Annotated in this window: 19 protein-coding genes; 5 read left to right on the top strand and 14 right to left on the bottom strand. The window is 59.7% G+C overall.

Features of this window, described 5'->3' with window-relative positions; translation table 11 throughout:
• Nucleotides 1-98: 98 nt before the first annotated feature.
• Nucleotides 99-1775: a long-chain-fatty-acid--CoA ligase gene (locus KUF54_RS10980; protein WP_219342868.1), complete on the top strand. Its 1677-nt coding sequence runs from the start codon at nucleotides 99-101 to the stop codon at nucleotides 1773-1775.
• Between the two features lie 152 nt (nucleotides 1776-1927).
• The gene (locus KUF54_RS10975; protein WP_219342867.1) at nucleotides 1928-2677 is read left to right on the top strand and encodes a 5'-methylthioadenosine/adenosylhomocysteine nucleosidase; all 750 of its coding nucleotides are present in this window, start codon (nucleotides 1928-1930) and stop codon (nucleotides 2675-2677) included.
• 249 nt (nucleotides 2678-2926) lie between these two features.
• Here the strand turns inward: KUF54_RS10975 and corA are convergent, their stop codons facing one another.
• The 4 genes from corA to tsaB all read right to left on the bottom strand — a co-directional run bounded on the left by corA (nucleotide 2927) and on the right by tsaB (nucleotide 6322).
• The gene (corA, locus tag KUF54_RS10970) at nucleotides 2927-3913 is read right to left on the bottom strand and encodes a magnesium/cobalt transporter CorA (protein ID WP_219342866.1); all 987 of its coding nucleotides are present in this window, start codon (nucleotides 3911-3913) and stop codon (nucleotides 2927-2929) included.
• A 210-nt stretch (nucleotides 3914-4123) separates the two neighbouring features.
• Nucleotides 4124-5062 (bottom strand): uracil-DNA glycosylase family protein, encoded by a 939-nt coding sequence (locus KUF54_RS10965; protein WP_219342865.1) that lies wholly within the window; start codon nucleotides 5060-5062, stop codon nucleotides 4124-4126.
• Nucleotides 5053-5568 carry a ribosomal protein S18-alanine N-acetyltransferase gene (rimI, locus tag KUF54_RS10960; protein ID WP_219342864.1) on the bottom strand — a complete coding sequence of 172 codons (516 nt, stop codon included), beginning with the start codon at nucleotides 5566-5568 and terminating at the stop codon, nucleotides 5053-5055. Before rimI ends, KUF54_RS10965 begins: the two co-directional genes overlap by 10 nt.
• A 13-nt stretch (nucleotides 5569-5581) precedes the next feature.
• Complete coding sequence (tsaB, locus tag KUF54_RS10955; RefSeq protein ID WP_219342863.1) at nucleotides 5582-6322, bottom strand: tRNA (adenosine(37)-N6)-threonylcarbamoyltransferase complex dimerization subunit type 1 TsaB; 741 nt, start codon at nucleotides 6320-6322, stop codon at nucleotides 5582-5584.
• 136 nt (nucleotides 6323-6458) lie between these two features.
• Between tsaB and dacB the strand changes: the two genes are divergently transcribed.
• Both dacB and KUF54_RS10945 read left to right on the top strand, forming a co-directional pair.
• Nucleotides 6459-7907 carry a D-alanyl-D-alanine carboxypeptidase/D-alanyl-D-alanine-endopeptidase gene (gene dacB, locus KUF54_RS10950; RefSeq protein WP_219342862.1) on the top strand — a complete coding sequence of 483 codons (1449 nt, stop codon included), beginning with the start codon at nucleotides 6459-6461 and terminating at the stop codon, nucleotides 7905-7907.
• 106 nt (nucleotides 7908-8013) lie between these two features.
• The gene (locus KUF54_RS10945) at nucleotides 8014-9168 is read left to right on the top strand and encodes an SGNH/GDSL hydrolase family protein (protein WP_219342861.1); all 1155 of its coding nucleotides are present in this window, start codon (nucleotides 8014-8016) and stop codon (nucleotides 9166-9168) included.
• 70 nt (nucleotides 9169-9238) lie between these two features.
• Here the strand turns inward: KUF54_RS10945 and KUF54_RS10940 are convergent, their stop codons facing one another.
• The 10 genes from KUF54_RS10940 to KUF54_RS10895 form a co-directional block, all read right to left on the bottom strand.
• Nucleotides 9239-10408: an acyl-CoA dehydrogenase family protein gene (locus KUF54_RS10940; protein ID WP_219342860.1), complete on the bottom strand. Its 1170-nt coding sequence runs from the start codon at nucleotides 10406-10408 to the stop codon at nucleotides 9239-9241.
• Between the two features lie 51 nt (nucleotides 10409-10459).
• Complete coding sequence (locus KUF54_RS10935) at nucleotides 10460-11341, bottom strand: hypothetical protein (protein WP_255576040.1); 882 nt, start codon at nucleotides 11339-11341, stop codon at nucleotides 10460-10462.
• Complete coding sequence (locus tag KUF54_RS10930; RefSeq protein WP_255576038.1) at nucleotides 11334-12167, bottom strand: ABC transporter permease; 834 nt, start codon at nucleotides 12165-12167, stop codon at nucleotides 11334-11336. The genes KUF54_RS10935 and KUF54_RS10930 overlap by 8 nt, the downstream gene beginning before the upstream one ends.
• Complete coding sequence (locus KUF54_RS10925; protein ID WP_219342859.1) at nucleotides 12164-13051, bottom strand: ABC transporter ATP-binding protein; 888 nt, start codon at nucleotides 13049-13051, stop codon at nucleotides 12164-12166. Before KUF54_RS10925 ends, KUF54_RS10930 begins: the two co-directional genes overlap by 4 nt.
• Nucleotides 13048-14064 (bottom strand): ABC transporter substrate-binding protein, encoded by a 1017-nt coding sequence (locus tag KUF54_RS10920; protein WP_219342858.1) that lies wholly within the window; start codon nucleotides 14062-14064, stop codon nucleotides 13048-13050. Before KUF54_RS10920 ends, KUF54_RS10925 begins: the two co-directional genes overlap by 4 nt.
• A 108-nt stretch (nucleotides 14065-14172) precedes the next feature.
• Nucleotides 14173-15171: an L-threonylcarbamoyladenylate synthase gene (locus KUF54_RS10915; RefSeq protein WP_219342857.1), complete on the bottom strand. Its 999-nt coding sequence runs from the start codon at nucleotides 15169-15171 to the stop codon at nucleotides 14173-14175.
• A gap of 9 nt (nucleotides 15172-15180) precedes the next feature.
• A complete protein-coding gene (locus KUF54_RS10910) occupies nucleotides 15181-16356 on the bottom strand; it encodes a 5-(carboxyamino)imidazole ribonucleotide synthase (protein WP_219342856.1) in 1176 nt (391 codons plus the stop codon).
• Nucleotides 16353-16847, bottom strand: a complete 495-nt coding sequence (gene purE, locus KUF54_RS10905; protein WP_219342855.1) for a 5-(carboxyamino)imidazole ribonucleotide mutase — start codon at nucleotides 16845-16847, stop codon at nucleotides 16353-16355. Before purE ends, KUF54_RS10910 begins: the two co-directional genes overlap by 4 nt.
• 157 nt (nucleotides 16848-17004) lie before the next feature.
• On the bottom strand, nucleotides 17005-18408 hold the full coding sequence (locus KUF54_RS10900) for a hypothetical protein (RefSeq protein WP_219342854.1): 1404 nt from the start codon (nucleotides 18406-18408) through the stop codon (nucleotides 17005-17007).
• Complete coding sequence (locus KUF54_RS10895) at nucleotides 18405-19424, bottom strand: ABC transporter ATP-binding protein (RefSeq protein WP_219342853.1); 1020 nt, start codon at nucleotides 19422-19424, stop codon at nucleotides 18405-18407. Before KUF54_RS10895 ends, KUF54_RS10900 begins: the two co-directional genes overlap by 4 nt.
• A gap of 308 nt (nucleotides 19425-19732) precedes the next feature.
• Between KUF54_RS10895 and trxA the strand changes: the two genes are divergently transcribed.
• A complete protein-coding gene (gene trxA / locus KUF54_RS10890; RefSeq protein ID WP_219342852.1) occupies nucleotides 19733-20683 on the top strand; it encodes a thioredoxin in 951 nt (316 codons plus the stop codon).
• Nucleotides 20684-20710: the final 27 nt, after the last annotated feature.

The raw sequence follows: 20710 nt of genomic DNA, 5'->3' as shown, positions 1-20710 counted from the left end.
GACATGGGTGCGAGCCCTTAAGGGCTTACGAGGCTATCGAACGACCGTGCTTTTTATCAAAATAGTCTGATTAGACGATAAGACACGGAGGCAGATGAATGAGTGACCGTCCTTGGCTGAGTGCATATCCGCAGGGTGTTCCTGCAGACATTGATCCGTCCCAATACCCATCGCTGGTTGCCTTGATGGAGGAGGCATTTAGCAAGCACTCCAGCAAAGTCGCTTACTCCTTTATGGGCAAAGAGCTGAGCTTTGCCGAGGTCGATGCGCAGAGCAAGGCCTTTGCCGCCTATCTGCAAAGTTTGGGCCTTCAGCGCGGCGATCGCGTGGCGCTGATGATGCCCAATATTCCCCAGTACCCGGTCGCCGTGGCCGCCGTGCTGCGCGCCGGTTTTGTCGTGGTGAACGTCAACCCGCTCTATACCCCGCGTGAGCTGGAGCACCAGCTCAAAGACTCGGGTGCCAAAGCCATCGTCATCATTGAAAATTTTGCCAAAACGCTGCAAGACGGCATGCATGGCAGCGTCATTGAACACATTGTTTTGTGCGCCATGGGCGATGAGCTGAGCTTTCTCAAAGGCATGCTGGTCAACTACGTGGTGCGCTCCGTCAAAAAGTTGGTGCCCGCCTTTAGCTTGCCCGGTGCTGTGCGCTTTAACGATGCGCTAGCCAAGGGGCGCAGTGCGAGCTTTTCTGCGCCGGTGCTCAAGGCCGATGATATTGCCCTGCTGCAGTACACAGGCGGCACCACGGGCGTGAGCAAGGGCGCGGTGCTGCTGCACAAAAACATCATCGCCAACGTGCTGCAGTCTGAGGCGTGGAATCAACCCGCAATGAAGAAGGTGCCAGCAGGTGAGCAGCCCACCAGCATCTGCGCGTTGCCGCTGTATCACATCTTCGCGTTTACGGTGAACATGATGCTGGGCATGCGCACGGGCGGAAAAACCGTACTCATCCCTAACCCGCGTGACCTCAAAGCTACGCTCAAAGAGCTGTCGCAGCACCGCTTTCATAGCTTTCCCGCTGTGAACACCTTGTTCAACGGGCTGGCCAATCATCCTGACTTCAGCACGGTGGACTGGAGTCATCTCAAGGTCTCGGTAGGCGGCGGTATGGCCATGCAAAGCGCAGTAGCCGAGCTGTGGTTGAAGAAGACGGGTTGCCCTATCTGCGAAGGTTATGGACTTTCGGAAACCAGCCCATCAGTCACTTGCAACCCAGTAACGGCGACGACCTACTCGGGCTCGATTGGCGTGCCCTTGCCAAGCACTTACGTCAAGCTAGTGGGTGCGGATGGGCAAGACGTGACGCAGCTGGGTCAGCCCGGTGAAGTTGCAGTGCTGGGCCCGCAAGTCATGGCCGGTTACTGGCTGCGCCCTGATGAAACTGCCAAGAGCATGACGGCCGATGGCTACTTTTTGACCGGAGACATCGGCACCATGGACGAGCGTGGCTTTGTGAAGATCGTGGACCGCAAAAAGGACATGGTCATCGTCAGTGGCTTTAATGTCTACCCCAACGAGGTGGAGGATGTCGTCTCCAACTGCCCCGGCGTGCTGGAGTGCGCTGTGGTGGGCGTGCCCGATGAGCACACCGGTGAAGCGGTGAAGCTGGTCATCGTCAAAAAAGACCCGAATTTGACTGAGCAGACCGTGCGCGATTATTGCCATGAGAACCTGACTGGCTACAAGCGCCCGCGTCACATTATTTTCCGCACTGAGCTGCCCAAGACACCCGTAGGCAAAATCTTGCGCCGCGAACTGCGCGATGCCTGATTGATTTCATCTTGACCCTCCAAGGCAAGTTCACAGGAGCGCAATGCGCTCCTTTTTTATGCGCTCAAACAGAGGTGCATCAGTGCTCGCATAAGTGTTCACATCTGTCGCGACAATATGCGACTTGATTTGAACCCGAGAAGAGTTTCCCCATGCCGATAGCCATACTCAGCGCGCTTGCCGAAGAACAGAACGGTCTCGTTCACCTGCTAGAAAACGCGCAACAAATCCGGCACGCGGGTCGCAACTTCTGCCGCGGCAAGCTGCATGGCCAAGAGGTGATCTGCGCGCTGTCTGGCATTGGCAAAGTGGCAGCAGCCACCACGGCTGCGGCATTGATCGAGCGCTTTGGCGCCAAAGCCATTGTCTTTACCGGCGTAGCAGGTGGCTTGGGCGACGCCGTACATGTGGGCCATGTGGTGGTGGCCCGTCAGTATGTGCAGCACGATATGGATGCATCGCCGCTGTTCCCCCGCTTTGAGGTGCCCGGCTATGGCCGCGTTGTATTTGACTGCGATACAGCGCTGACTAACGCCTTGCTGCAGGCCGTACAGGCGTGCGTGCAGCAGCAGGCAGGTAGATGGACTGCAGAGCTAGGCTTGGGTGCGCCGCAGGTGCATGAGGGCTTGATCGTCAGCGGTGACCGCTTCGTCTCTGGCAGCGAGGAAGTGGCGCAGCTGTGCCAAGGCTTGCAGCGAGCTGGTTTGCAGCCTTTGGCAGTTGAGATGGAAGGCGCTGCCATTGCCCAAGTCTGCGCAGATTACGGCTTGCCATTCGCTGCCATGCGCAGCATCTCGGACAAGGCCGATGACGCGGCGCATGTGGACTTTCCACTGTTCGTGCAAAGCATCGCCAGCCGCTATGCGCAGGCCGTGATTGAAGAGCTGTGCAAGCGCCTTTAAACCGTTAAACGAGCTAAGAGCGGCTAACACAACTCAGCAAATCGAAGATTTGCGATTGAGACGAGGCGCGAAGCCGCAGGCAGTACAAGCGTACGACAAGGCGAAGCAACGACGTATCAAGGGTTTTGTTAGCGGCTCTAAGCCAGAGACGGCAAGCAAGGGCCGCCCCGCAGCGATGCTGTCGTCTCCCTCCCGCGCAGCGAGAGAGGGGGGGGAAGCCGCGTAGCGCCTCAGGGGGTGCTTTCTTGTTCAAGCCAACCAGCCGCGCTTGCGAAAGTACAGCATAGGCACGACGGCGCTGAGAACCATCAAGCCGAGCACATAGGGGTAGCCATAGGCCCAGTCCAGCTCGGGCATAAATTTGAAGTTCATGCCGTACACGCTCGCGACCAAGGTAGGTGGCAACAGGGCCACGCTAGCCACCGAAAACAGCTTGATGATCTTGTTTTGGTTAATGTTCAAGAAACCGACCGTGGCGTCCATCAAGAAGTTGATCTTGTCGAACAAAAAGGCGGTGTGGCTGTCTAGCGATTCAATGTCGCGCAGGATTTGGCGAGCGTCCTCAAACTGGTCAGAGTTGAGCATCTTGGAGCGCATCATGAAGCTCACCGCGCGGCGCGTGTCCAGCATGTTGCGGCGAATACGGCCGTTTAAATCTTCTTGGTGGGCAATGTCAGACAGCACTTCTTGCGCGCGCACGTCGGTCATGTCGCCGGCCAGCACTTGGGCGCTGACTTTTTTCAGGTCGTCGTAAATGCCTTCGAGCGTATCGGCGCTGTATTCTGCATCCGCGTCGAACAACTTGAGCAGCACGTCTTTGGCGTTCTCGATCAGGCCGGGAGCGCGGCGTGCGCGAAGGCGCAGTAGGCGAAAGACTGGAATGTCTTCGTCATGAATGGAAAACAGCACACCATAGGACTTCAGCTCGGTGTTGTGCTGGTTCAGGATGTAGGCCACGCGCACGCTACGGGGGTCTTCATCGTCATCGAGCAAGAAGTCGCTGCGAATGTGCAGGTCGCCGTTGTCTTCTTCGTAAAAGCGTGCGGACTCTTCGATGTCGTCATCGGTCGCATCTTCGGGAATGGACAAGCCGTAGTGCTGCTTGATCCAGCGCTTTTCTTCGACGGTGGGTGATTCCAGATCGACCCAGATTGGGCGAAAGCGTTCGAGGTCGGCCAAGGACTCGATTTCTTCTTGAACGAGTCGACCATGGGCTAGCGTAAAGATGTTGAGCATGAGCTCACTCCCGGTTGTTTTTGAGGTTCTGCAGGGATGGGGCGCTTTCAACCCCGCAGTTCAAACCGGGAGCTGAAAGCTACCAACTAGGGGAGCTTTCCACGGATGTCTTTCAATTAAGCTAAGCCAATGATTATGCAACGTTGCACTGCAGCATGTCGCCTGCAACGTGCATGGGGGAGTGGGTAAGCAGGGCTTGTCTTTGGGAGGTCACACCGGCTTTGTAAAAGCGCTGGCCTGCACCAAATCAGCCCAAGCGCCGGCTTTGGCCTGCGGTGCCCTCAGCAGGTAATTGGGGTCGTAGGTGACGATAGTGGGCACGCCCGCAATGCGGTGCGGCTCAGAGCGCAAGCGGCCCAGCGCATCGTGGCGGCCCAGCACGGCGCGGGCGCTGGCAAGGCCTAGCACCAGCACGCACTCAGGGCGCAGCTCGCGCAGCAGGGTTTCAAGCGCGGGTTGCAGTGGCTGGGCGTGGCTCAGATCGGCATCGGGCGGTGCACGGTGCAGGGCGGCGCTGAAGACGCGCGGCTTTTCCTGCAGTTTGAGGGCCCGCAGCATGTTGTCCAGCAGGCGGGCCGCATCGCCTTGCAGCGCGGTCTGGGCGCTATCGGCCGTGGGCTTTTGCGCCGGGCTGATTAGGGGCGGGTTGGCCGCAGGCTCGAGCAAAATCAACCAGCCGCCTTGCTCGCTGGCCTGCACATGCTGCGGTGCGTGCGGGTAGACCAGTTGCGCGGGGCTGATGGTCCAGCCTAAACCGGGCTCGCCAGCCGGGCCTGCGGCGGGCTGCTGCACAAAGCGATGCGGCTCGCGGGGGTGGCTGGAGAGGATGGGGGCTGGTGGCCTTGCAGGCGTGGGCGTCGCAGAAGGGGCGCGGGCCGGGGCAGGCTCGGCAACAGGCGCTGGCGTTGCTGATTGCGGCGCAGGTGCAACCGACGCAGGGGCAGGCATGGGCACGGCGGCAGGCGCAGCAACAGGTGTAGCAATAGTTGCTCGCATCACAGGCGCAGGCTCTGCCGCCCGCAGCTCGGTGCCCGCAATGGCCGCACTGGTCTGCAGCGCCACAGCGGTTTCTACAGCTTCGGGCAGCCAGACGGTGATGCCCATCGCTTCGAGCATGGCCCGCTGGCGGGTGTCTAGGTTCAGGGCCATAGTTTCAGACTCATGAGCACAGCGTTTTCACGCGGGCCGTTGGGGTTGGGATAGTAGTTTTTGCGCAGGCCCACTTCAGTAAAGCCGTGCTTGACATAGACCTCGCGGGCGCGTTCATTGCTTTCGCGCACTTCCAGCCAGATCCACTGCGCATTTTTTTGCCGCGCCCACAGGGCCAGCGCATCCAGCAGCACGCGCGCCCAGCCTTGGCGCTGATAGGCCGGGTTGACGGTGATGTTGAGCAAATGCACCTCATCGAGCACGGACATAGCGGCAAAGTAGCCCAGCAGCTGGTGCTTGTGATCGACCAGCAGCTGAATCTCATTGCCGGCCACCATGGCATCTTGAAAGTTGCCGCGCGACCAAGGGTGGGGATAGGCTTGCTCCTCAATCGGGAGCAATATGTCTAACCACAGTGCCGACAGCGGCTCGAAATGCACCAAAGATGCTGCTTCATCCATGCCGGAGCCGGTTTGGGGCGATATGGAGCTGCTGGGGGATGTCATGCAAGAGTCGTTGTTACGCTTGAGCGGCGTTGTCGGTGGGGGTGGCTACTAATGCCGCAGCTGTCTCGGCGGCGGCAATGGCGGCTTTTTCTGCCTCGCGCTCTGCCGTGGTTTTTGCCACTTTATCGCGGATGTAGCGGGGCAGTGCTTCGTGGGCGGGCACGGCGCAGCCTTTTGCCAACAGCGCCGGGGCCAGTCGCAGCATGGCGGTGGCGGTGGGCATGGCGCGCACATGGCGGGCAGCGGGTGCCAGCAGCTCGGGATAAATGAGCTGGGCGTTGCCTGCCACGGTCATGTCGGCTGCTACCGCCAGCGCCTCGGGCGCGCTGAGGCCAAAGTCTTCGGGCTCAATCCACTGACCATCGACATAACGAAACGATGCGTGATAAACCTCGTTCATGCGCGCATCCAGCACGGCCTCAACCTCGGTGCAGCCATGCAGGTGGCGGGCTTCTTCGGCCACGGTCAGCAGCGAATCAATGGGCAACACCGGCACCTTGGCAGCAAAGGCCAGACCTTGGGTGATGGCGCAGGCGGTGCGCAGACCCGTGAAGGAGCCGGGGCCACGGCCAAAGGCGATGGCGTCGAGCTGCTTGAAGCTGAGGTTCGCATCCTTGAGCAACTGACGAATAGCAGGCAGCAACTGAGCCGATGACTGCTGCGCACCCGGCCCGCTGTGCTGCCAGATGGCATCACCATGCTGGACGGCAACAAACAAGGTATCGGTACTGGTGTCGATGGCGAGAAGATTCATGTTCGGCGGGGCGGCCAGCCGCATGGGGTTGGCGCGCTATTCGTGCTGCACGGGCTGGCAAAGGGAGGCTGACATTATCGACCGCCCGCCGCTATCTTGCCGCTGCCATTGTCAAAGCCCGGCGTAGACTTGCGCGATGCTGCTGACCCCCACCTTTCTTCGCAAGACCCTCGCTGCGCTGGGCGCTCCTTTGCTGGCGCTGCTGGCTCAGACCTCTTACGGCCAAGCACAGCCTACTGATACGCGCATTCCCGCAGCGGTTGAAGCTGCTTTGCAGCGCGCCAAAATTCCGCGCGAAGCCGTGTCTTTGCTGGTCATGAATGTGGATGGCAAAACCGCGCCCAGCTTGGCCTGGCGCACGCAGCAGCCCATGAACCCGGCATCCGTCATGAAGCTGGTGACCACCTATGCGGCGCTTGACCAGCTTGGCCCCGCCTATGTGTGGCGCACGCCCGTATATTTGGGCGGGCCGGTGGTCGATGGCGCGTTGCGCGGCAATCTCTACATTCAGGGGCAGGGGGACCCCAAACTGGTGGTGGAGCGCCTGTGGCTGATGCTGCGCCGCCTGCAAGGCATGGGCATCAAAGTCATCGTGGGCGATATCGTGCTGGACCGCAGTGCCTTCCAGCTCCCTGCGCACGATGCGGCCGGTTTTGACAATGAGCCTTGGCGCCCCTACAACGCATCGCCCGATGCGCTGCTGATTAATTACAAAGCGGTGGCCGTGAATATTGCTCCTGATGTAGGAGCTGGCGTTGCCCGTATTCAATACGATCCACCCATGTTTGGCATGGATAACCAGCAAACACTTGGACTTGCTGCTCCTAATGCTGATTGCGGCGACTGGCGCAGCAAGATGCAGCTGGACATGGCCAAGCCGCAGCGCATCGCCTTCAATGGCAGCTACCCGGCTAGTTGCGGCGACAAGAGTTGGTCTATCGCCCCGGCGCAGCCCGAGCGTTTTGCGGCCAAAGCGATGGAAGGCATGTGGCGCGAGCTGGGCGGCAAGCTCACCGGCAGCGTGCGTGATGGCAGCGTGCCGCAAGGCCTGCAAAGCGCGTTGCAGCTGGAGTCGCCCGCGCTGTCAGAAGTGGTGCGCGACGTCAACAAATACAGCAACAACATCATGGCCCAGCATGTGTTGCTCACTTTAGGCATGCAGCGCACCGGGGCGACTAATTTTGATTTAGCCCGCCAGTCGCTGGCGCAATGGTGGACGGCACGGCTTGGCAATGTTGAGCAGCCTGTGGTGGACAACGGGGCCGGCCTGAGCCGCAACGCCAGCATTACCGCCAACGGTTTGGGCCGCATGTTGCAAAGCGCATGGGCGTCCCCGGTGATGCCGGAGTTTGTGTCCTCCATGCCCATCGTCGGCGTGGATGGAACCCTGCGCCGCAGCCGCAGCAAATTTGCGGGCGCGGCGCACTTGAAGACAGGCTCTTTGCGTGATTCGACCGCTTTGGCGGGCTATGTCGATGGCGTCAGCGGCCAGCGCTATGTGCTGGTGGCAATGGCCAATCACGCCAATGCCGCAGCCGCCCGCGCCGCATGGGATGCGCTGGTGGACTGGACTGCAGCGCAGTAATGTTTGAGCATTCGTCGATCGCTTGCTGAAACTGCAATATTGAGAGCGGCGGTGCCTTGGATAATTCTGCTCATCAAGAAATAGGCCGTGAACTTGGAGGCGAGAGATGACCAGCAAATTCAAACTTTTGGCAATGATGTTGGCCGCAGCAGGTCTGATGTCCGCTTGTGGCGGCGGATCTGATGAGCCTCCAGCACCTACCCCTGCACCTGCTTTAGCCATCAAGTCTGTGAAAGTCGTGGGCGACAGCCTCTCAGACAGCGGCACGCTGGGCTTTAAATTCACGGTGCAAGGCAATGATGCCGATGGCAAGCCCTACAAGGTCTGGGCTGAGCGCATTGCTGCCCAGTACAAGATCGATCTGTGCCCGCATTACCGCAGTGGCTCTGCAGCCATGACGGGTTATACCGAAGATGCGGCTTGTACCAACTACGCCATTGGCGGCGCGAAGATTAATCCGGTAGATGACAAAAGCGGCAATGTGATTGCCACGCCCACATCCATCATCAAGCAGCTCAAGGATGCAGCCGCGGCGGGCGTCACGGCTGATGATTTACTGCTGGTAGCCGGTGGCTCCAACGATGCAGCCACACTGGTGGAATACTTTGTGCTCAGGGGCAGCAACGCTCAGCCCTTTAAGTTGCTTTTGGCCTCGGCCATCGATGCACCGACCTTGGATGCCCTGTTCGCGCAAGGCGAAAAAGGCCAGATTGAGGCGGGCGCACTGTATATGCAAAACGTGGCCAAGCTGCTGGCAGCATCGCTCAAGGCTCAATGGCTGGACAAGGGTGCCAAGCGCGTGGCGATATTGAACGTGCCAGCCATCACGATGACCCCGCAATTTAAAGCGGTCTTAAAGCAGATTGAAACCAATGCAGGGCCAGAAATGGCCGCCACGCTCGCTCAGGTGTTTAATGGCTGGGTGCAGGCCTTTAACACCGCGCTGGCTGAGGCCGTCAAGGGCGAAACCAGTGTGGAGTTGGTGAACTTCTACGATTCCTTTAAGGATCAGGTCAGCAACCCTGGTAAATATGGCTATGCCAATACAACGCTGCCTGTGTGCTCGGTGCTGGGCGTGGGCGCAGACATCTACAACTGTGCTGCCAGCCAGCTTGCGACGAATGCTCCTGCTGGTGCAACCGGTGCCGACTGGTGGAAGAGCTATATGTTCTCCAACGCCTTCCACCCCACGCCATACGGCCATGAGCAAATGAGCGTCATCATGAAAGCTGCACTGCAAAAAAAGGGTTGGCTGCCTTGAGGCGCGTTCGTGCTGCGGTATGAAGATCGGGCCTTGGCCCGGTTTTTTTGCCACTTCAGTTGGAGTCACCTCAGTTGTAATTGTGCGCTGAAGGCTCTTCCCCATGCACGGCCCAGCGGCCTAGCGTTTGCAACTTGTAGTCCAACGGGTCGTGCAGAGTATGGGTGCGCACATTGCGCCAGAAGCGGTCAAAGCCGAGGTCTGCATGTGTTCCACGCGAGCCAACAACGTCGAACATTTCTTGCGTCGCAAACAGCGTGCAGCGGTGCGCCATGACCTTGGCTTCAAAGACTGCGACGGCCACTTCTGCGCGGCCTGCTGCGGTCAAGCTTTCGCCCTGCTGCCAAGCGTTTTGCAGCAGGCTGGCGGCATGGTCTGCCATCAGCGCTGCGCCTGAAATTTGGGCCTGCATCTCGCCCATGCGGCGCAGCAGATAGGGGTCATCGGTCGCATTTTCAATTCCAGAGCCCTGCCATGGTTTGACATGGGCGATTGCATAGTCGCGGGCCTGATTGCGGGCACCTTGAGCCACGCCCACAAACAGGTTCACCAGCACCAGTTGCGCCAAGCAATTGCGCAGCGTGTGAAAGGCCGTGGTTTCGGCATGCTCGCTGCGCATCACAGCGCTTAAAGGCAGTTTGACCTGGGTGAACTGCACCGATCCGCTATCGGTTTGGCGCTGGCCCATGGGGTTCCAATCGTCTTTGACGGAAATGCCCGGCGCGGCGGTTTCGAGCAAGCCGAGAACGGGCTGTACATGGTTATTGACTCGTGCGGAAACGGTCAGGTAATGCGAGCCACGCGTGCCAGAGCAAAATCCTTTGGGACCATTCAAAACATAGCCGTCTTGGCTTAGTTGTGAGGGTGAAGGCGTGGCTTGTAGCCGAGCATCACGAGGGTTGAGCGCATTGCCCCACCAGCCGCTTTCGTCCACCGTGCGGCGCAGCCAAGTGCATTGCTGCTGGGACGTGCCATAGATCAGCACCGTGGCAACTTGGAGCTGGTGAAACGCCAGCACATGGGCCAGTGCGCTATCCACATTAGCCAAGGCGCGCACATGGCGGTAGATATCGGGCCAGCTGCGCTCATCGCCGCCATGCTTGGCGGGAATGGCCAAGCGCAGCAGGCCTGCATCACGCAGCAAGGCTTTTTCTTTGGCGGCATGACCGCCTTGGCGGTCACGTTGGGCAGCAGTTTTTGCTAGAGCGCTGAGGGCGTCGTTGAAATGACTTGAGAACATAAAAATGAATGTGTGGAGTGGGTGCTGGCGGAGTGCTTGCGGGGCAGTGCATTAATGGCAAATAGCGCCGTCTTCCAGCAGCGAAGCCTCTAGAGCAATCGTGCTGACGCGGCTGTCTTGTGCCCGCTGTTGTAGGCCACTGCGCTGCCATTGCTTCACTGCGCGCTCTAACCATTGGGCCGATTGCGCATCGCTTTGCTTGAGGCGAATAAGCGCAGGCTCTGGCAGGCTAAAGCTTTTGCCCAAAGGGGCGTAAAAGCGCCAACTGCCTTGCTGTAAAAGGCGGTTGATGACCTTGGGTGATTCCGCCAGTAAATGGCATTTACCAGCCAAAAAATCGCTGATGGCGTGAACGCTGGAAGCCGCTGGCATGGGTTGCAGGCCGTGGGCTTGCAAAGAACTCAGCGAGGCCTGACCGATGCCAATGCAAACCGTGGGTTGTGGATGGTTGGTGAGCTGGTTGCTAGGCGCGAGTGCTTTGAGCCAAGAACGCCAGGGCCATTGAGCAGGGGCAATGTGGACCCACTGGGGCGTTTGTTGCTTTAAGGTGAGCAGTTGCAAGTCTTCAGGCAGATAGCTCGCCGCGCTGGATGGCAGCTCTTGTTCGGCAATGCCTTCCAGCACCAGATCTGCCTTTTCGGCGGACGCGATTTCTATCGGTACGTTGAGCAATTGCCCCAGCCAATTGGCCAGAGCTTCGTCATAGCTGTCGGGCTCAGGTGGCAGTGGATCGCTGGGCAACGAGGGGCGGGAGTATCTTCGCATAGCTACTCTGAGCACACCCGCTGCTTGGGCTTGCAGCAGCACGTGGCCAGGGGCTGCATTGCTGGGGTGAGCTGGCAGCGACGGCCAGAGAAAAGCCAAGCCTCCAACTGCTGCCAGTAGGCCTAGCAGACTGGTTTCCCATAGCGACTTGGCGGGCTGCTTACTCATGGAACTCCAGCCCACTGCGCCAGCGCGTTAGTCGCTTTTCTAGCAAGGCCAGTACATAGTTCAGAGCCAGCCCTAAAAGCGCCAGCAAAACAATGCCTGCGTACATGCTGGGGATTTGGAAGATCTCTTGCGAGTTCAGTGTCAGAAAGCCCAAGCCCGCGTGTGATCCAATCATCTCAGCAGCCACCAAAGCGGTGATGGAATAGGCCCCAGCCAAACGTATGCCTGTAAAGATGGAGGGCGCTGCTGCAGGCAAGATGACTTTGAAAAAAATGAAGCGCTGAGAGGCTCCCATAGACAGGGCCGAGTGAATCAACAGTTTCTCAACCTGCTTGACACCGCTGATGGTGTTGAGCAGCACAGGCCAGAAAGCGGCCCAGAAAATGATGGCGATTTTGGAGGTCTCACCAATGCCGAAAAACAGCAGAAACACCGGGAACAAGGCCAGCGCCGAGACCTGTCGAAAGAGCTGAAGCAAGGGGTCGAGAAACGCCTCGAATCGCCGCACCACGCCCATTAAAAGCCCAAGTCCTACGCCCACCACAATCGCCAGCAACAAGCCTGATAGCGAGCGCTGCAAGCTGGCTGCGATGTGCTTGTTGAGCTGGCCGCTTTGAATCAAATCGGCAATGGCGATGACGACATCTGTGGGTGGGCTGAGAAAGGCTGAGTTGACGATGCCCGCCCGTGGCAAGAACTCCCAAATCGCAAAAAATAGGAGCACGCAAGCCGTGCGCTCTAACCATAGGAGGCTGAAAACCCAAAACTTTTGCTTGGGTTGGCTCACGGTGGAGCTTGATGTCTGGGGGGAGGCCAATTGGCTCATATGGCAAATCCTCGCAAGGCCAAATTGAAGTCGGGTGCGGTGGGTAGCAGCGGTGCCAGCGGTTGCTGGTGGTGGCCGCTGGCAAAAGCCACCTCGTCGCGCAGTACCTCCCACGTTTTTTCGCGCAATTGCACAAAGGCGGCGGAATGGCGCACCTCGGCAGGGCGCGGGCGCGCAAGCGGTATGTCTAGGGTGGCTTTGATGCGACCGGGGCGGTGCGTCATCACGGCAATGCGGTCAGACAGGAAGATTGCCTCGTCCAAGCTGTGGGTGATGAAGACGATGGTGGTCTTTTGCTGCTCCCAAATGCGCAGCAATTCGGACTGCAAAATCTCGCGCGTTTGCGCATCTAGTGCGGCAAAAGGCTCGTCCATCAGCAGCAGGCTGGGCGAATATGCGAGTGAGCGGGCAATAGCCACGCGCTGGCGCATGCCGCCTGACAGCTCATGCGGGTAGCGGTGGCCGAAGCCGTCCAGCCCCACCAGATTGACAAAATGCTCGGCCGTTTCTCGGCGTTCGCGTTTGGCGACTTTGCGAATCTCTAAACCGACTTCGATGTTCTCTAGCACCGTGCGCCAAGGAAAGAGCGCATAGCCTTGGAAGACAACTCCTTGCTCGCGGTTGATGCCGCTGGCTTCTTGCCCGTCAATGTGGATGCTGCCGCTGGTCTTGCGCGCCAGCCCGGCCAGCACATTGAGAAAGGTCGATTTTCCGCAGCCCGAGGGACCCAAAATGGTGAAAAACTCGCCATTCCGAATGTCGAGGTTGAAGTCTTGCAGCGCTGAGATTTGCTGCTTGCGACCGCGCTCGTCGGCAATGGCGAAATCCATGCCCACATTCCGCGCTTGAATCTTGATGGCGTTCTTGATCGTGGGCTGGCTCATGCGACAGAACCTTTGGCGAAGATGTTGTACTCGTTGGTGTACACATCTTTGACGGCGACTTTGCCGGGCTTTAGCTTGCCTTCGCGCTCCAGAATGTCGATGTAGTACTGAATGGGTGGTTCGGTGATGATTTGGTCGTCCACATAGGCGTAGCGCTCGACATGCTTGAGATCCATGCCCAGCCGTTCAGCTGTGTACTGGCGAGCTTCATCGGTGTGGGTGTTGACCCAGTTGCCCGCTTTGGCAATGGCGGTAACCACGTCGCGCACGACTTGCGGGTTCTCGCGTGCAAATTTACCGTTCACGCTATACGGAGACATACCGCCCAGACCGCGATCGAGGTCGTAGTCGCTCCACAGGCGCAGCAACTCAGGGTTGGCCTCTGCACCGCCAGAATGGGGCGGGTGGATGATGGCTAAATCGACATTGCGGCCCAGCACCGCCTGCTCGTTTTGGTTGTCGGGTACGACCAAGAAGTTGATCTTGGTGACGTCAGCCCCATGTTCGCGGAAATAGGTTTTGGAGACAAACTCAGCGCAAGCGCCAAAGCTGTTGAAACCGATGGTCTTGCCTTCCAAGTCTTTGGGGGTGCGGATGCCAGAGTCCTTGCGCACAAAATACTTCATGTGCGGGGCTTCTTGCAGTGTCTTGCTGCCAGCGGCAATAACCTTCATGTCAGCACCTGCGGCAATGGCGGAGATGACCAGCGGCACCATACGTGCGCCAAAGTGAATGTCGCCTGTGCCTACCAGTGGAATAATTTGCGGCGCAGCCACTTTGCCCACGTAGTTGGGACGGGTGGAGCTGCCTTCAAAGTAGCCCAGTCGGTCGGCCAGATAAATCAGGTCGAATGACGGGTTGTCCGGGTAGTTGAAGGGGACGACCTTGGTGTTTTTTGCGGTGGTGCTCGACTCGCTGCTGGCTTGCTGATCGGAGCGGGAGCAAGCGGCCAAGCCTAAAGATGCAGCACTGATGGAGAGAAGCTTGCCAAGCGCGTCGCGACGGGTTGCCATGATCTAACCTTAGAGATTGCTTTGAAGCAGCCAAGGTTAGAGAGGATGGCTAATAAAGAAAACGAATAAAAACTTGTATCTTTATTGGGAAATTAGCTAAGACGGTTCTCAGCCAGCGGCCGCTGCGCGTTGCAAGCGGTCGCGCACGCCTTCCCAGTCTGCGGTGTCGGGCGGGGTTTCAATCCAGATCAGTTGGGCGCCGATTTCGTCAAAGTCGCGCAGCGTGCCAAACAGCTCGCGGGCAGTGCCAAGCGCCTGCTGGGGCATGGCGCGCAGATGAATGGCGGGGGATGCCGACTTCAACGCGCTGCGGTGGTAAACGGCAATGTTCTTGCCATCTTTGCCCAAAATATCGAGCGCGGATTGCAGCTGCTTGGCGTCCATCAAACGCACCTTGGCATTGGGTGCGTAATGTGCCAAAAGCGTTCCAGATGCACGTGGTGTATTGACTGAAAGCTCTTCTTTTGAGAGCGGCTTCATGCCGCAGGCGCGTTCAATATCGTCACGTGTGATGGAGCCGGGGCGCAGCAGCACGGGCACGCCGCGCGTGCAGTCGATGATGGTTGATTCAATGCCGACTTCGCAAGCGCCGCCGTCCAGCACCAGCAGGTCGTCACCAAACTCGGTGGCCACATGCTCTGCCGTGGTGGGGCTGACGCGGCCAAACTTGTTGGCGCTGGGGGCCGATACGCCCCACACCGGCGGCGTCAACTGCTGGCAGGCCAGCAGCACGGCATGCGCCACCGGGTGCGAGGGGCAGCGCAGGCCCACGCTGTTCTGGCCGCCGGTGGAGGCCTTGGCGGCATGGGGCAGGCGTGGCAGGATCAGGGTCAGCGGGCCGGGCCAGAAAGCGTCGATCAATTGCTGGGCAAAGACCGGTACTTGCTTGGCATAGCGGGTGATGGCGTCAGCGTCTGCCACATGCACGATGAGTGGATGGTTGGCCGGGCGGCCTTTGGCGGTAAAGATCTGCGCCACGGCAGCGTCGTTGTCGCTATCTGCGGCCAGACCGTAAACCGTCTCGGTGGGCAGGCCCAGCAGTTGGCCTTGTTGCAAGGCCGCAGCAGCAGCTTGTACCGAGGCGTCCAGCGTTCCATCCAAAATCACAATGCTTCCTTAGAAGGGCGCGATGCCCAGAATTTCAGCGGCCTTCAAAGCGGTTTCACGCGCTTTTTCGGGCGTGGCAGCAGTGATGTTCAAGTGGCCCATCTTGCGGGCGCGCTTGGCATCGACCTTGCCGTACAGGTGCAGATGGGCGCCGGGCAGAGCCAGAATTTGGTCCCACGCCGGAGCCGCAGCTGCATTGCCATTCTTGAACCACAGGTCGCCCAGCAGGTTCAGCATGATGGTGGCGCTGTGCTGGCGCGGTTGCACCAGCGGCAGATTGGTCATGCAGCGCACTTGCAGGTCGAACTGCGACACATCCAGCGCGTTTTGGCTGTAGTGGCCGCTGTTGTGCGGGCGCGGTGCAATCTCGTTGACCACGAGCTGGCCGTTTTCCAGCACAAAGAACTCTACGCATAGCACGCCTACGTAGTTCAGGCCTTGCGCTACAGATTTTGCAGCGGCTATGGCTTGTTCTACTTGGACTGCAGGCAGATTTCCTTCGTAAACCTCGGTCACGGCCAAAATACCGTCGCGGTGCAGATTGCGCTGCACGGGCAGGTTGACGATGCTGCCGTCACGACCACGCGCCACGATGACCGAGCATTCGTGTGCCAGCGGTAGCATTTTTTCTAGCACGCAGGCCACGTTGCCCAGCTCAGCCCAGCCTTTAACCAGCTCTTCGCGGGTTTTGACGCGGATCTGGCCCTTGCCGTCGTAGCCCATGCGGGCCGTCTTCAAGATGCCGGGCAGCAGCGCGTCATTGACGGCGGCCAGTTGCGCAGGCGTTTCGATCACGGCGTAAGGCGCGCAGGGCACGCCGCACTTCACAAAGTGGGCCTTCTCTGCAGGACGATCTTGGGCAATCGCCACCGCAGAGCCGGCGGGCGATACGGGCAGGCTCTCAGCGAGCTTGTTCAGGCTGCCGGCGGGCACGTTCTCAAACTCAGTGGTCACAGCGGCGCACAGCTGGGCCAGTTCTGCCAAGCCTTGCGCATCTTCGTAACCGGTGCGGATGTGGTGGTGGCTGACCAAACCGGCGGGGCTGGTTTCGTCTTTGTCCAGCACGGCGGTGAAGTAGCCCATGGCCTGCGCGGAGTGCGCAAACATGCGGCCTAGCTGGCCGCCGCCGAGCACGCCGAGAGTGGCTCCCGGCAGGATTACGGCGTTGTTGTTGGCGGTGCTCATTCGTTCACCGGCAGCGTCATATTACGGGCGGCTTCGGTCTGCTCCACGCGGAAGGCATCGAGCTTGGCGCGCAGGGCTGGGTCTTCATTGGCCAGCAGGGCCACGGCAAACAGCGCCGCGTTGGCCGCGCCGGCTGTGCCGATAGCGAATGTGGCCACAGGAATGCCCTTGGGCATTTGCACGATGGAGTGCAGCGAATCCACACCTTGCAGGTGGCGGCTGGCCACGGGCACACCCAGCACGGGCACGGTGGTCTTGGCGGCAATCATGCCGGGCAGGTGGGCAGCGCCGCCAGCGCCAGCGATGATGGCTTTGATGCCGCGATCGGCTGCGCCTTCGGCAAAGCGGAACATGTCGTCGGGCATGCGGTGGGCCGATACGACCTTGGCCTCAAAAGAGATACCGAACTGCTCGAGGATGGCAACTGCGTGTTGCATGGTGTCCCAGTCACTGCTGGAACCCATGACTACGCCAACTTGGATGGGGTTCATGTTCTTCAGGGCTCTGCTGCCCGGCCTAGTGGAACCCCTGATTTTACGGTGTTGCTGCCGGGCCGGGCGGCGGTAGGTCATCACCGCCCGTGCAAAGTCACTTTGGCACCCAAATTCGCACTCGGGTAAGGCCCGCAATTAGCGCCTGAGTAAGCGCTTAGCTGGTGGCCGCCGCGTTGTCGCGTGCAAAGCCCAGCACGCGGTCTTTGAAGACGTGAACGACCCAGCCCAGAGCGACCAAAGCCTGCAGGCTCAAAGACACCCAAGGCACATAGCTCATCCAGCCTTTAGCGTTGTCAGCGCTGCTGCCTACGTCTGCCCATAGGGCGATGACGGGCTGCACCCACATGGCGCCGACGCTGCCGCCCACGCCATAAGCGAGCAGCGGCGCGGCCAAGTTCAGGATCAACCAAGCAATCACAAACGAGGCCAAAGGCGATTTGAGCTTGCCTGCCAGAAGGGCAAAGCCCGTCAGCATCAGGCAGTCGCGCAGCAGTTGCAGGCACAGGTAGAAGGTAAAGGAGCTGAGTGCGCCGGCAATTTCAATCTCAAAGTGGCCGGGGGTGAGTCGCAGCAAGGCGGCAGCCACAAAAGCCAGCAGCAGGCTGACGGGCCACAGCGGCAGCGCCTCAAGCGCTTCGCGCCAGCGTTGGCGGCTGGCGGACCATTGCACTTGCCTCCAGGCGCGCAGATGCTGGTCCATGTGCTGAAGCGCCACATAGGCGGTGCCAATCAAGGCAATCCAAGCAGTGCTGCTGAAAAAGGCGGCAGTGCCCATGTTCAGCGAGCCAGCAGAGAAAAAGCCCGTCAGCGCCAGACCCAGCGGCCAAGCCCAAGGCAGGGTGCGCACATCGAGTCGCGTACACAGCTGGCGCCACAGGCCCAGCAGGCCCAAGCTCAGCACCAAAGCAGCGGCCAAATAGGCCAGGCCCAGCCCGCCCACATCCATGCCCCACCACAGCACGGGATCGGTGCTGTTGTCGACCAAGCTCTTGTAAACATGGCTAATGAAGGGCCCGGGTATGAAAAACAAGAGCAGCAAAGGCAGCAGGGCAGAGCGCCTGCGGTTGACGGGGCGGTCTTGCTGGCCCCAGCTCATCAGCACCGAGTTCATGGCCCATGCCTGCAAACCCAGTCCCCAAAGCACTGCCAAAGCGATGGTGTGATGAATTTTGACGGGCAGCGCCCACACCGCGCCAATGGCGACTGAGGCAATGGCAAACCACATCACATACAGCCAAGCGGGCAGGGCTGCGCCCAGCAGCTTGCCCCAAGCCATTTGCCAAGGTGACAGGGCAGACAGGCGCTGCCAGTCCCAGGTGTTTTGGCTGGCTTCTTCGGCCAGACTGCGTCCGGCCAGTACGCAGCCGTAGACAACGGCGGCGATCCACACGCCGGCGATGGCCGTCATGCTTAAGGAGCCGGGCAAGTCTTTGGCGGAGGACAGGGCCAGCGGCATGGCCAAAATCAGCAGGCTCAGGCCCAGACTCCATGCCAGCAGGGAGGGGCGCCAGTTCAGCCACAGCTGGCGCTGAAATTCGGGGTTGCGGGCGGCGCTCATGCTTGCTCCTTGTTGTCGCCAGCTTGGGGCGCTTCTGTTCTGGCCTGCACGGTGCGGGCATAGCGGTCTTGCAGCCGCTCGCGCACGGGGGTGAGAGAGGCAACGGGAATGCCGGCCTGTACCAGTCGGCTCAACCAAGCTGCACGCTCTGGTGGCGAGGCGGGTAGCCATAGCTGAATGGGGCGGCTGCCGGTGATATCAAAGTCCTGCATCGTGATGTTTTGCAGGGCTTGCTGCAAGCGCGCTTCAAAGTCGGCGCCGGGCGACATCACAACCTCTAGGGCATAAAGCTGGGTTTGTGCTTCTTGGGCGGCAGGCTGGTTGGCGCTGCTGACGTTGCTCGCATTGTTCGCGTTATTCGTGTTGTGCAGTGCCTCATGGCTTTCAATGCGCCCGTTGCGAATGCTCAGGATATGGGTGCAGTACTCGTCGAGTTCGCTCAGGATGTGGCTGGAGACGATGAGCGTCATGCCCTGCGCCTGCAGCTGGCGAAACAGCTGCGACAAGCTGCTGCGTGCATCGGGGTCTAGCCCGCTGGCCGGTTCATCTAGTAGCAGCACGCTGGGCTGGTGAACAATCGCCTGCCCAATCGCTACGCGCTGGCGCTGGCCGCGAGACAGCTCGGTGGGGTGGCGGTGCAGCAAATCCGTCAGCCCTAGTTGGGCGGCCACTTCTTGCACCCGCGTCGCGGCAGCGCTGGCCTCCACACCCATAGACAGGGCCGCGTACTGCAAGCAGCGCATTACGCTCAGGCGGTCGTACAGGCCGTAAAAATCAGACAGATAGCCAAGGTGTTTGTGCACCTCACGCGGCTGCTCTTCGACGGATAGGCCTTTGACACGGATTTGGCCCGCCAGCGGCTGATCCAGCCCTGCGATGCAGCGCATTAGCGTGGATTTGCCTGCGCCATTGGGCCCGACGAGTGCGGTGACGCTGCCTGCGCCAATCGAGACACTCACGCCGTCGAGTGCGCGGTGGCCGGGGTATTCAAACACCAGTTGTGAAACTTCAATCAAGTCTGCGCTCCTTGGGTTGTGAGCAATATAGCTGAGGCGGCAGCCAGTGCCCCATCGCGGCGGATGAAGCACTTAGTCTTAAAACAAGAGCGACAAGTCCTAGTGGCATATTGATTCTTGGCTTAAACCTGCTGCTAATGCACTGATGGCAAAGCCTAACTGCTCCTACTTATGCAGCAAAGACCTGAGCCTCAGCGGCCTATAGTTTGCCGGTGCATATTTGCATGGAGAATCGCTGCATAGCGCCGCAGCCCTGCGGCAGCGCACTCAGAGCGCACCAGAAGCGCACCAAGAGCATTAGGAATCACATGATTGACATCACCATCGAGAATTTTGAAGCCGAAGTCATAGCCGCATCCATGCAGGTGCCGGTGCTGGTGGACTTCTGGGCACCTTGGTGCGGCCCCTGCAAGACGCTGGGCCCGATTCTGGAAAAGCTAGAAACAGCTTATGAAGGTCGCTTCAAGCTGGCCAAGATCGACTCCGACCAAGAGCAGCAACTGGCCAGCATGTTTGGCATTCGCTCCATTCCCACCTGCGTGCTGATGGTGGAAGGCAAGCCTGTCGATGGCTTCACAGGCGCTCAGACCGAAGGCAAGCTGCGCGAGTTCCTCGACAAGCACCTGCCCTCTGAAGGAGAAATGGCCTCTGAAGCGAATGCGGATGAAGCCCAAGCTCTGCTGGAGTCTGGCGACACTCCCGCCGCGCTGCAAAAAATGGCTGATGCACTGGCCGCTGACCCGAGCAACGATGATGCCCGCTTTGACTATGTGCGCCTGCTGATCGCCACGGGCGGCTTTGAAGAAGCCAAGGCCTTGCTGGCCGAGCCCATCAAGCGCATTCCCCAGCCGCTGCGCTTTGAAGCGCTGAGCCAGTGGCTCAAAGCGCTGGAATTTGCCATGGCGGATGGCAATTCCGATATTGCCCAATACGACGCGGCCATTGCGGCCAACAAGCGCGACTTTGATGCGCGCTTTGGCCGTGCCCGCGCTTTGCTGGTCCACAGCCAGTGGACAGATGCCATGGATGAGCTGCTAGAAATCATCATGCGCGACAAGACTTGGAACGAGCAGGCGGCGCGCAAGCTGATTGTTGCCGTGCTGGAGCTGCTGACCCCTCCCAAGCCCAAAAAGCAAGACGCTGTGCCCGGCCAGACCGCTGGCGGCATTGAGCTGCTGGGCAAGAACACTGCCGAGCAAGACGAGGCGACAGCGATGGTCAACAGCTATCGCCGCCGTTTGAGCATGGCGTTGAACTGAAGGCTCCCCCTGAGCGGCTGTGCCGCT

This window comes from Comamonas sp. Y33R10-2, from assembly GCF_019355935.1.
Taxonomy (GTDB): domain Bacteria; phylum Pseudomonadota; class Gammaproteobacteria; order Burkholderiales; family Burkholderiaceae_C; genus Comamonas.
Note: the sequence above shows the minus strand (reverse complement) of the source record. Positions and strands in the feature narration are given on the sequence as shown.